Below are 11,032 nucleotides of genomic sequence, written 5' to 3'. Positions count from 1 at the left end.
CGCGCCTGCGCGCCACGTCCTCCGCCATCGAGCACATGATCTCGAACATCATGGTGACACCCGCATGCGCGGTGACGCCGGAGGCGTCGAATGGCGGCGAAACCTCCACCACGTCTGCGCCGACGATATTGAGGCCGCGCAGTTCGCGAAGCATTTGCTGGGCCTGGAATGTTGTGAAGCCACCGACTTCCGGCGTGCCCGTTCCCGGTGCATAGACGGGGTCAAGCATGTCGATGTCGAAGCTGACATAGGTGGGGCCATCGCCCACGATGCTCCGGGCCTCTGCCATGATGGCCTGCGGGCCCTTCTCCATCGCCTCCTCGATGCGCACGAGGCGCACGCCCATCTTCTCGCCCCACTCGAAGTCGTCGAGGTCGTACATGGAGCCGCGAAGGCCGATCTGGATCGTGCGTTTTGGGTCGAGCACGCCCTCCTCGATCGCGCGGCGGAAGGGCGTTCCGTGGGTGTATTTGAAGCCGCCGAAATAGCCGTCATAGAGATCGGTATGGGCGTCGAAGTGGATCATTCCCACGGGCTGGCGTTCGCCAACCGCACGCAGCACCGGCAGCGAGCACAGGTGATCCCCGCCCGCGGACAGCGGGCGGATGCCCATGCCGACAAGCTTCTTGAAGTACGTCTCCACGCGCTTCAGCGTGTCCTCGACATTGGCCGGGTTCACCGGGCAATCGCCGAGGTCGGCCACATTGGCTAGATCGTATGGGATGATCTTCATGGTCTGGTGCATGGGCCGGACCATGGCTGACATGTCGCGCATCTGGCGCGGGGCGTGGCGCGGGCCCGGGCGGTTCGTTGTTCCGCCATCCCACGGAATGCCGACGATACCGATGTCGATGCCCTGTGCCTCATCGAGTGGCACGTGCGGCAGCCGCATGAACGTGGCGATACCGCCGAAGCGTGGCGTGACGAGCCCCGATACCGGTTTGTTGAAAGGAGCCATGATCTACCTCAGTTCTTGATGACAAGCTTGCGCGGCGTCTTGCACAGGCACTCGGCGCCGCTTGATGTGATGAGAATTGTTTCCGACAGCTCGAGACCGCCATCGTCCAGCCAAAGCGCCGGCATGAAATGCAGCGTCATGTTGGGTTCGAGCACCGTCGTGTCGCCGCGGCGGATCGACAGCGTGCGCTCACCCCAATCCGGCGGATAGGAGAGTCCGATCGAGTAGCCGGCGCGCGAATCCTTGCTGAAACCGCGCTTTTGCAGCGTACCGAAGAAGGCCTCCGCCACTTCGCCGCAGGTGATGCCTTCACGGCACTTCTCGAGACCGGCCTCCGTCGCCTCCAGAACGGCGTTTTCGGCATCCAGGAACTTCTGTGGCGGCTTGCCGAGGTAGACCGTGCGCGACAAGGGCGCGTGATAGCGCCTGTAACAGCCGCCGAGTTCAAAGAAGGTCCCCTCATTGTTCTTGAAGGGCCGGTCGTCCCAGGTGAGATGGGGTGCCGTGGCGTCGAGTCCCGACGGCAGCATGGGCACGAAGGCACAATAATCGCCCCAGTGCCCGCCTGCCCCGAGGATTGCCTGCCTCTGGATTTCGGCGGCGAGGACATTCTTCGGAAGGCCCGGCTCGACGAGTTCGATGACCTTGGCGTGCATGGCGTCCACGATCGCGGCGGCGCGCCGGATGAACTCCACCTCATGGCTGCTCTTGATGATGCGCTGCCAGTTGACGAGTCCGGTCGCATCCGAAAAGGCGGCATTGCCGAGGTGGCTGCGGAGTGTCTCGTTGGCGGCTGCCGAGAACCAGTAGTTGTCCATCTCGACGCCAATCCGCGCCGTTGACCAGCCGCGCGCCGCGATCACGCCCGAGAGCTGCTCCATCGGGTGCTTCTTGGGGTTCTGCACGTAGATGTCGTCATAGCCCACGATATTGTCGGGGTGCATGAAAACGGTGCGCCTGGCGCCCTGGGCGTCCATGCCGCGGCCCCACCAGATGGGTTCACCCTCAAGGCCCAGCAGCACCGCCTGGTGGACATAGAAAGACCAGCCGTCATAACCGGTCAGCCAGGACATGTTCGATGGGTCGGACACGATGATGAGGTCAAGCCCCCGGCCCGCCATGGCCTTGCGTGTCAGGGCGATGCGGCGGTGGTATTCCGTGAGGGGGAAGTGGAGGGATACGCCATTCATTTCAGTCATGGCGTCATGATGGAACAGCTGGACGATCTTGCGCAAGGGCCAGTGCCCCGCTTATCTGGTGCCATGAGCGGAGAATTCGACATCATCGTCATCGGCGCCGGCATTGCGGGAGCCTCCGTGGCGGCCCATCTCGCAGCGGCGCATCGCGTTGCCATCTGCGAGATGGAGGAGCGGCCAGGCTATCACACCACGGGCCGGTCTGCCGCGGCCTATGAACCCAATTACGGGCCGCCTTCGATCCTTGCACTGACCCGCGCGTCACGCGCCCACTTCGAGCAGGGTGGATATCTGACGCCGCGCGAGACGCTGTTTTTCATGCCTCCCTGGCAGGAGCAGGCTTTCGCGGGGCTCATGGCGGTGCAGCAGGGCATGGAGGAGATCTCTCCCGCCGCTGCCAAGGCGCGGTTTCCGTTGCTGAAGGACGGATATGCCAAGCGTGTTGTGCGTGATCCCGGCACGGCCGACATCGATGTCGACCTGCTGCATCAGTTTTATCTCAGGCTCTTCCGCCAGCGCGGTGGCGTGCTTCGGTGTGAGCGGCCGGTCAGCGCGCTGGAGAAGGGGGTGCGATGGACTGTGCAGGCTGGCAGCGAAACGCTCTCGGCAAGGATCATCGTCAATGCGGCGGGCGCCTGGGGAGACAGGGTCGGCGGCATGGCGGGGCGCAAGAGCATCGGTCTTCAGCCAAAGCGGCGCTCCATCGCCCTTGTCCAGGGCCCGGAGGGCGCGGACATCATGCACTGGCCAATGGTCGGCGATGTGGGCGAGACATGGTATTGCAAGCCGCAGTCGGGAAAGCTCCTGATCTCGCCCGCCGATGCAACCCCCGTCGATCCGCATGACGCCTATGCCGACGACATGACACTGGCCGAAGGCATCGAGCGCTTCGCGCAGGCCGTCGATCATCAGGTGACCCGGGTCGAGCGCACATGGGGGGGCCTGCGCTCCTTCGCGCCGGATGGCAATCCCGTCGTCGGGCATGATGCGGAGCAGGATGGGTTCTTCTGGCTCGTCGGACAGGGTGGCTACGGTATCCAGTCCTCACCAGCACTCTCGCGCCTCGCGGCGGCATTGGTGCTGGGCGAGGCGCCCCCCTCCGACATCATGGACGAAGGGCTCACGCTTTCGGAGATTTCTCCGCGCCGGTTCCTGGACAGAACGGCGCCGGCCTGAGGCCTCAGGCTTCCAGAACAACCACCTCGATGCCGGTCGGATTGAAGTTGTTGCAGGGGTTCAGAACCTGCGGGCAATTGGAGATGACGGCCAGAACATCCATCTCGGCGCGGATGTCCACCTGTTCGCCCGGTTTCGAGGAGCCGAGCGCAATCGCCGCGTCACCCGCGGCCCCCACTGGAACGGTCATGAACCAGTTGACGTTTGGCACGATGTCCCGCCAGCCGAGACCGTGAGGCTTGAGCGCCGCAAGGAAGTTCTCGCGGCATCCCTTGTTTGGTACGCCATACAGCATCTGGTTCGACGGCTCGGAGCAGCAACCCCCGATCGTGTCATGACCGCCGAAGCTGTCGCTGGTGATGGTGAAGAGCGCCTGCGCCCGGTCGGAATAGAGCACGTCGCCCGTGGTGAGCAGGATACGGCCCGCCTTCTTGAGGGTGTTGGGCGCGTGGTAGCGCTCTTCTGGATCATGCGCGTTGTAGCAAAGGAAGTCGACCGCCTGCTGGCCGTGACTGTCGATGATGCGCAGCGTCTGGCCCTTGCTGATCACGCGGCTCCAGGGAGCGCGCGGGGGGATCCTCTCGCGGTGAATCTCCTGCATCAGGCGAGTTGCATTTCGAACAGCCGGCCCCATTGCGGCATTGAATCGTTCACACCTGCGAGCCGCAGCGCATGCCAGGCCATGGCATGGTTGGAGGAGGTGATGGGCACGCCGGTTTCCATCTCGATGCTGCGGGCAGCTTCAGCGAGCCTGACGGAGGTGCAGGAGACGAATACGGCATCGACGTTCGCATGTGAGAGAATGGTTTCCACACCGCGCTTTATCGAAGCGGGCGTGATGCGCGCCACCCTGCCGTCATCCTGCTCATTGAATGAACCGAATACCGGAACCTCGAAGCCTCGCGCCCGGATATAGTCCGCCACGATGCGGTTCACGTCGGCGCGGTAGGGGGTGAGAACGCCGATGCGGCTGGCCTTCAGGGTCCGGAAAGCTGCAAACGCGCCGGTGATGGGTGTCGTGCATTTGGCGCCGGGCCTGACCGAGCGGATGCGCTCGAACACTTTCTCCTCGCCGATCGCCATCGAGGCAGATGTGCAGCCATAGGCGACAACGTCCAGTGGGTATCCGGGCAGGATCACGTCGGTTGCAGCTGCGATCCTCGGTTCCATGGCCCGCAGTGTCTCGGGCGTGATCTGGGCATCGTTCAGGATCCGGCTTTCATAAAGGGCGACCCCCGGGACCCCCGCCATGATTGCGCGCCATTCATGCTCAATCGTGAAGTCGGTGGCGAGTACCAGCAGGCCAAGGCGGGCCCGGCTGGCAATCCCGTCATCGGTCTCAAAGGGCAGGTGCTCGATCAGGACCATGCCGTCATCTGGCCGTGCCGGTGCCATGTCATTCATATGGGTTCTCCCTGAACAAGCGATTCGTATCAGAGATCGGGGCCTCCTCCTATAGTCAGTATCCGCATGATTCGATTGATTGACCATATCGCGGAACTCAGTCCCTGGGCGCGCCGTGCCTTAAGCCTTGCCGCAGGTGCGCTGGTGGCGCTCGGGCTGCCGCCGCTGGGCGCATGGCCTCTCGCCTTTGTTGGGCTTCCGCTGTTCCTTGCCCTGCTCGCATCAGGAAAATCCGCCAGTTGGCGTGGCAGCTTCCTGGCGGGGTGGCTATTCGGGCTGGGTTACTTCGCAGTGGCTTTCCACTGGATCGGATTTGCCTTTCTGGTCGAGGCGGAGACCTATCTCTGGATGATGCCGTTCATGCTGGGTGCACTGGCGGGCGGCATGGCCATCTACTGGGGCCTTGCCGCCATGGCCGCGAAGCGGCTCTCCCCGGATGGCCTCGACCTGGTGCTGGCCTTTGCCGCAGCCCTTGGGCTCGCCGAATGGTTGCGCGGCAGGCTGTTCACCGGCTTTCCCTGGGCGGTGCCGGGGCTCCTGGCGGATGGCATGGGCGGACTGACACAACTCGCCTCGCTGATCGGCATGACGGGATTGACCGTGGTCATCGTGCTCTGGGCTTCGCTCCCCTATGTGCTGTTATCGGACCGGGCGCGTGGCAAGCTGCTCGCAGCCATGTGCATAGGCCTTCTCATGCCCGCATTTTGGGCATGGGGTGAGATGCGGTTGGCATCGGAAACCGGAGACATGGTTGCGGGCGTTGCGATCCGCATCGTGCAACCCAACGTGCCGCAGGAACAGAAATGGCGGGAAGATCACGCTCGAGCCATATTCGATCAACTGAAGCAGCTATCCACCATGGCCACCGGGGAAAGGCCGGATGGCATTGGCGGAGTTACCCTTTTGGTCTGGCCCGAATCGGCCGTGCCCTTCCTGATCGACGAGAGCCCGGTGGCGAGAGCGGAACTCCAGCCCATGTTGGGCGGGCGCACGGCGCTGGTCACGGGGTCGATCCGCGTCAACCGCGATGGCGCGGAAGCCGCGGATGTCTTCAACAGCATCATCGTCTTCGATGGCGACGGCGAGCCCGCCGCGCGCTATGACAAGTGGCGGCTGGTGCCGGGTGGTGAGTTCCTGCCCCTTGCATGGCTCCTGGAGCCGCTCGGGTTCCGCAAGGTTGTCCGTACCCCGGGCAATTTCACCGCAGGAGAGGGACCGGTGAGCATTCTGCTGCCGGGTGGCCTCAAGGCAGCGCTGCTCGTGTGTTACGAAGTGATCTTTCCGGACCGGCTCATCGACCCGGCTGACCGGCCGCAGATCATCGTCAATGTGACCAATGACGGATGGTTCGGCCGCTCCACCGGGCCATGGCAGCATCTGGCTCAGTCCCGCCTCCGCGCCATCGAGCAGGGTCTGCCCGTCATCCGCGCCGCGAACACGGGGATATCTGCGGTCATTGATTCGCACGGCCGCTATCTTCATCGGCTGCCGCTGATGGAGGAGGGCGTGATCGATTCGCTGCTTCCCGCGGCGATTGCCCCGACCGCTTATGGCCGATGGGGTGACTGGCTTTTGCTTTTATTGCTTGTCGCAACATCAGGTAGTGCTATCATCCTGAAATTGACGGGTGGCCGCTGACGCGAGTCGTCATTTTGCAAATTTTGCAGGGCGCGGCCCGGTTTCAGGGGAAAAGCAATTGCGCGCAGGGATTAGGTATATTATGCGGGAACTACTCCAGACGTTGTGGCCGCAGCAATGACATTCGGCTCCGCTTCAGCATCTGGTGTCAGACCGGGGGGCATCAGGTCTGAGGAAAACATGACAAGACGCGATCCGAACTTCGTAGACGTGCATGTTGGTAGCCGTATCCGCATGCGCCGGCAGCTTATTGGCATGAGCCAGGAAAAGCTGGGAGAACTGCTGGGCATCACATTCCAGCAGGTGCAGAAGTACGAAAAGGGTGCGAACCGCATCAGCGCCAGCCGCCTCTACTTTACCGCCAAGATTCTGGGCGTACCCGTTCAGTTCTTCTTTGAGGAACTGCCGGGCGTCGAGGAGCACGGCGGGCTTGGAGAGGCGCGTGAGGAAGATGCAGTGCTGTCTGCCCTCATGAACGTTGAAGGCGTGACGCTGGCGAAGGCTTTCCGTGACGCTGACAGCGTCAACAAGCGGAAGCTGATCTCCACGATTGCCCGCGTTATCGCGGAAACCAAGGAGTAGGCACAGGACGGTGCCCCTCTGGCAAGTCAGCTTGACCAGTGTTCACAACGCTGCCAAAAAGCGCGACTGCCGAGTAAAGGGGGGCACCAGTCCAGATGTCACGCAAGAATTTTGTCTTCACCAGCGAATCGGTTTCCGAGGGTCATCCGGACAAGGTTTGCGACCGGATTTCCGACGAAATCGTTGACCTGTTCTATCGGGAGGCTCTGGATCAGGGCTTCGATCCCTGGTCTGTGCGCGTGGCATGCGAGACACTGGCGACCACGAATTACGTGGTGATCGCGGGCGAGACCCGTGGACCTGCCTCGGTCACCAAGAACAAGATTGATGCGGCAGCCCGGAAGGCGATCAGGGACATCGGCTACGAGCAGTCGGGCTTCCATTGGGAGACCGCAAAGATCGTCATCCTTCTCCATAGCCAGTCGGCTGATATCGCAGCCGGCGTGGATGCCGCGGGCGAGAAGAAGGAAGAGGGTGCAGGCGACCAGGGCATCATGTTCGGCTATGCCTGCGACGAGACGCCGGAGTTGATGCCGGCTCCGCTCCATTACTCCCATAAAATACTGAAATTGCTGGCAGAAGCCCGCCACAGTGGCAAGGAAAAGGCGCTGGGGCCTGATGCCAAGAGCCAGGTGAGCGTGATCTACCGGAATGGCAAGCCCGTCGGCGCCAGCCAGATCGTCGTCTCCCACCAGCACCTTGACGAGAGCCTGTCGTCGAAGGACGTGCTCAAGATCGTGAAGCCCTATGTGAAGAAGGCGTTGCCCAAGGGCTGGATCACCGAGGACACTGTCTGGCACGTGAACCCGACCGGCAAATTTTTCATTGGCGGACCCGACGGCGACACGGGGTTGACCGGACGGAAGATCATCGTCGACACCTACGGCGGTGCGGCACCCCATGGCGGCGGCGCCTTTTCCGGCAAGGACCCCACCAAGGTTGACCGTTCGGCTGCCTATGCTGCGCGCTACCTTGCCAAGAATGTAGTGGCCGCGGGTCTGGCGAAACGCTGCACCATTCAGCTTTCCTATGCGATCGGCGTGGCGCAGCCCTTGTCGATCTATGTCGACACGCATGGCACGGGCAAGGTGGCGGAGGCCAAGCTCGAGAAGGCCTTGTCAAAGGTCATGGACTTGAGCCCGCGCGGCATCCGCACGCATCTCAACCTCAACCGGCCGATCTATGCGCGCACCGCGGCCTATGGCCATTTCGGCCGCGCTGCGGACAAGGACGGCGGGTTCTCCTGGGAGAGAACCGACCTCGTGAAGAAGCTCAAAGCTGCGGTGAAGTGATCAGCACCGAAACACGCTTCCAGTTCTATGGGCGGCGCAAGGGGAAATCCTTGCGCCGTCATCATTCTGGGCTGATGGAGCAGTTGCTTCCCCATCTCAAGCTATCGCTGGACGAGCCGGTTTCAGGCCTGGCCGGGCGGCGCTGGCTGGAAGTCGGCTTTGGCGGCGGGGAACACCTGGCCCATCAGGCGGCACTTCACCCCGATGTCTCCTTCATCGGGGCGGAACCATTCGTCAACGGCGTGGCCAAGCTGCTTGCCCTTCTTGAGGAAAATGCGATCACCAATGTGAGAGTTCACGACGGTGACGCCCGGCCCCTGCTCGAGGCGCTTCCCGGCGAGAGCTTGGAACGCATCTATCTGCTCTACCCCGATCCGTGGCCCAAGACCCGGCACAACAAGCGCCGTTTCGTGGGCCAGGAGACCCTTTCGCAATTTCACCGCGTGCTGAAGCCCGGCGGCCTGTTCCTTTTTGCCAGTGACATCGGGGATTATGTCGCGTGGACAAGGCGCCATGTCGAGGAAAGCGGTGGCTTCGCCGAGGAAGGTGATCCCACCCAACCCTTCGAGGACTGGATCCGGACCCGCTACGAGGCCAAGGCCCGGCGAGAGGGGCGGGGGTCCAGCTATCTGCGGTTCCGGCGGTTCTGACCACCACCCCTTGCGGACGGGGCCGGAAAAGACTATATGCCGTCCAACTTAGGTTCACTCACATAACCACGAAAGTGGAAATCGCGAGTGGGTCCCGGTCCGGGGCCCGCTTTTTTTGTTGCCTGAAAGGGCTTCGATGACGACCGGAACAGAGATCAGACTTGCCCGCGAGACGGGCCCAGCACAGCGGGTGGCGGCATTGGCCGAGCCTGTTCTGGCCGATATGGGCTTCCGGCTCGTGCGCGTGAAAATGAGCGGGCCGACGCTGCAGATCATGGCAGAACGGCCGGACGGTACATTCACCATTGACGATTGCGAGGCAGTGAGCCGGGCCTTGTCGCCCCTGCTCGACGTCGAGGATGTGATCTCCAGCCGCTACCACCTCGAGGTCTCTTCCCCCGGCATCGACCGTCCGCTCGTCCGGGCATCGGATTTCGAGACATGGGCAGGCCATGAGGTCAAGATCGAGATGGCGGTGCCCGTGGCCGGCCGCAAGCGTTTCAAGGGCAATCTCGAGGGTTTCCACGAGGGCGAGGTACGTTTTTTCATCGAGAACCCTGAAGGCGCTGCCAAGGAACCTCTTTTGATCGGGGTTCCATTCGCCGACATTTCCGATGCCAAGCTTGTTCTGACCGACCAGTTGATCGAGGCCGCAAAGAGCCGCCTGCCCGCCAAGGGCTATGGCGACGGCGCTGAGATCGACGAAGACCAGATTTCGCAAGAGAGGAGCGAAGACAATGGCTGACTATGGCGTGAGCGCAAACCGGCTCGAACTCCTGCAGATCGCGGATGCTGTGGCGCGCGAGAAGTCGATCGATAAATCCGTCGTGCTGCATGCGATGGAAGAGGCGATCCAGAAGGCCGCCAAGGCGCGCTACGGTGCTGAGAACGAGATCGTGGCCGAGATAGACCCCAAGAGCGGTGAGACACGCTTGCAGCGCCTGCTGCTTGTTGTTGAGGAGGTGGAGAACGATGCCACCCAGATCAGCCTCACCGAGGCACAGCGCAGGAACCCTGCCGCCAATGTCGGCGACCAGATCGCCGAATCTCTGCCGCCCATCGAATTCGGCCGGATCGCAGCGCAGAACGCCAAGCAGGTGATCGTCCAGAAGGTGCGCGATGCTGAGCGCGACCGGATGTATGCCGAGTTCAAGGACCGCATCGGCGAGATCGTGAATGGCGCGGTGAAGCGGGTGGAATATGGCAACGTGATCGTGGATCTGGGCCGCGGGGAAGGTATCGTCCGCCGCGATGAGTCCTTGCCGCGTGAAACCTTCCGCCCGGGCGATCGTGTACGTGCATATGTCTACGACGTGCGCCGCGAGCAGCGGGGTCCGCAGATTTTCCTGTCGAGGACGCATCCCGAATTCATGGCCCGCCTGTTTGGCCAGGAAGTGCCGGAAATCTATGACGGTGTCGTCGAGGTCGTTGCCGTTGCACGCGATCCTGGCAGCCGGGCAAAGATCGCCGTGCGCTCGAAAGACGGCTCCATCGATCCCGTTGGCGCCTGCGTCGGCATGCGCGGCAGCCGGGTGCAGGCCGTCGTGAATGAACTCCAGGGCGAGAAGATCGACATCATTCAGTGGACGCCGGACGTCGCCTCTTTCGTGGTGAACGCGCTGGCGCCTGCCGAAGTCACCAAGGTCGTGCTCGACGAAGAGTCCGAACGGATCGAAGTGGTGGTGCCGGACGAGCAGCTCTCGCTTGCCATCGGGCGGCGCGGGCAGAATGTGCGTCTGGCCTCCCAGCTTACCGGCTGGGACATCGACATCATGACGGAGGCGGAGGAATCCGAACGCCGGCAGAAGGAGTTCGCAGCCCGGACCGAGCTGTTTGTCTCCGCACTCGACGTCGATGAGACCTTGGCGCAGCTCCTCGCATCCGAGGGCTTTGCCACTGTGGACGAAGTGGCCTACGTCGACCTCCGTGAAATCGCCTCGATCGAGGGTCTCGATGAGCAGACGGCGGAAGAACTGCAAAATCGTGCCCGTGAGTTCCTGGATCGCGAGACTGCCGAACTCGATGCACGCCGCGTCGAACTGGGCGTGCTGGACGAGTTGAAGGACATCGAAGGCCTGACGCTCGCCATGATGGTGGCTCTGGGTGAAGCGGGCATCAAGTCGATCGAGGACCTTG

At 62.6% G+C, this 11,032-nt stretch carries 11 protein-coding genes; 7 read left to right on the top strand and 4 right to left on the bottom strand.

The window, feature by feature from the left end; all coding sequences use genetic code 11:
* Both speB and doeA read right to left on the bottom strand, forming a co-directional pair.
* On the bottom strand, positions 1-958 hold a 958-nt coding region (speB, locus tag ACILRA_RS12865; RefSeq protein WP_395662495.1), incomplete at its 3' end, for an agmatinase.
* 8 nt (positions 959-966) lie between these two features.
* Positions 967-2,148 carry an ectoine hydrolase DoeA gene (gene doeA, locus ACILRA_RS12860; RefSeq protein ID WP_395662496.1) on the bottom strand — a complete coding sequence of 394 codons (1,182 nt, stop codon included), beginning with the start codon at positions 2,146-2,148 and terminating at the stop codon, positions 967-969.
* A gap of 72 nt (positions 2,149-2,220) precedes the next feature.
* Here doeA and ACILRA_RS12855 point away from each other — a divergent pair, with 72 nt between their 5' ends.
* Positions 2,221-3,330 (top strand): NAD(P)/FAD-dependent oxidoreductase, encoded by a 1,110-nt coding sequence (locus tag ACILRA_RS12855; RefSeq protein ID WP_395662494.1) that lies wholly within the window; start codon positions 2,221-2,223, stop codon positions 3,328-3,330.
* A 4-nt stretch (positions 3,331-3,334) separates the two neighbouring features.
* Here the strand turns inward: ACILRA_RS12855 and ACILRA_RS12850 are convergent, their stop codons facing one another.
* Entirely contained in the window at positions 3,335-3,931 is a 597-nt protein-coding gene (locus tag ACILRA_RS12850; protein ID WP_395662493.1) for a DUF1989 domain-containing protein, read from the bottom strand.
* Entirely contained in the window at positions 3,931-4,734 is an 804-nt protein-coding gene (locus ACILRA_RS12845) for an Asp/Glu racemase (protein ID WP_395662492.1), read from the bottom strand. Before ACILRA_RS12845 ends, ACILRA_RS12850 begins: the two co-directional genes overlap by 1 nt.
* 66 nt (positions 4,735-4,800) lie before the next feature.
* Between ACILRA_RS12845 and lnt the strand changes: the two genes are divergently transcribed.
* From lnt to nusA, 6 genes are all read left to right on the top strand, one after another.
* On the top strand, positions 4,801-6,372 hold the full coding sequence (gene lnt, locus ACILRA_RS12840) for an apolipoprotein N-acyltransferase (protein WP_395662491.1): 1,572 nt from the start codon (positions 4,801-4,803) through the stop codon (positions 6,370-6,372).
* A gap of 180 nt (positions 6,373-6,552) precedes the next feature.
* A complete protein-coding gene (locus ACILRA_RS12835; RefSeq protein WP_395662490.1) occupies positions 6,553-6,954 on the top strand; it encodes a helix-turn-helix domain-containing protein in 402 nt (133 codons plus the stop codon).
* A gap of 95 nt (positions 6,955-7,049) precedes the next feature.
* Complete coding sequence (metK, locus tag ACILRA_RS12830) at positions 7,050-8,246, top strand: methionine adenosyltransferase (RefSeq protein ID WP_395662489.1); 1,197 nt, start codon at positions 7,050-7,052, stop codon at positions 8,244-8,246.
* Between the two features lie 50 nt (positions 8,247-8,296).
* A complete protein-coding gene (locus ACILRA_RS12825; RefSeq protein ID WP_395662488.1) occupies positions 8,297-8,896 on the top strand; it encodes a tRNA (guanine(46)-N(7))-methyltransferase TrmB in 600 nt (199 codons plus the stop codon).
* Between the two features lie 136 nt (positions 8,897-9,032).
* Positions 9,033-9,641 (top strand): ribosome maturation factor RimP, encoded by a 609-nt coding sequence (gene rimP / locus ACILRA_RS12820; RefSeq protein WP_395662487.1) that lies wholly within the window; start codon positions 9,033-9,035, stop codon positions 9,639-9,641.
* On the top strand, positions 9,634-11,032 hold a 1,399-nt coding region (gene nusA, locus ACILRA_RS12815), incomplete at its 3' end, for a transcription termination factor NusA (protein ID WP_395662486.1). The genes rimP and nusA, both read left to right, overlap by 8 nt.

It is taken from the genome of Aestuariivirga sp., assembly GCF_044239095.1.
Taxonomy (GTDB): Bacteria; Pseudomonadota; Alphaproteobacteria; order Rhizobiales; family Aestuariivirgaceae; genus Aestuariivirga.
This window is presented reverse-complemented; position numbering and strand designations above follow the sequence as displayed.

Bases quoted from the DNA above. Each gene is read 5' to 3' on its own strand.
- doeA (WP_395662496.1), bottom strand. From the start codon at position 2,148: ATGAATGGCGTATCCCTCCACTTCCCCCTCACGGAATACCACCGCCGC.
- ACILRA_RS12855 (WP_395662494.1), top strand. From the start codon at position 2,221: ATGAGCGGAGAATTCGACATCATCGTCATCGGCGCCGGCATTGCGGGA.
- ACILRA_RS12850 (WP_395662493.1), bottom strand. From the start codon at position 3,931: ATGCAGGAGATTCACCGCGAGAGGATCCCCCCGCGCGCTCCCTGGAGC.
- ACILRA_RS12845 (WP_395662492.1), bottom strand. From the start codon at position 4,734: ATGAATGACATGGCACCGGCACGGCCAGATGACGGCATGGTCCTGATC.
- lnt (WP_395662491.1), top strand. From the start codon at position 4,801: ATGATTCGATTGATTGACCATATCGCGGAACTCAGTCCCTGGGCGCGC.
- ACILRA_RS12835 (WP_395662490.1), top strand. From the start codon at position 6,553: ATGACAAGACGCGATCCGAACTTCGTAGACGTGCATGTTGGTAGCCGT.
- metK (WP_395662489.1), top strand. From the start codon at position 7,050: ATGTCACGCAAGAATTTTGTCTTCACCAGCGAATCGGTTTCCGAGGGT.
- rimP (WP_395662487.1), top strand. From the start codon at position 9,033: ATGACGACCGGAACAGAGATCAGACTTGCCCGCGAGACGGGCCCAGCA.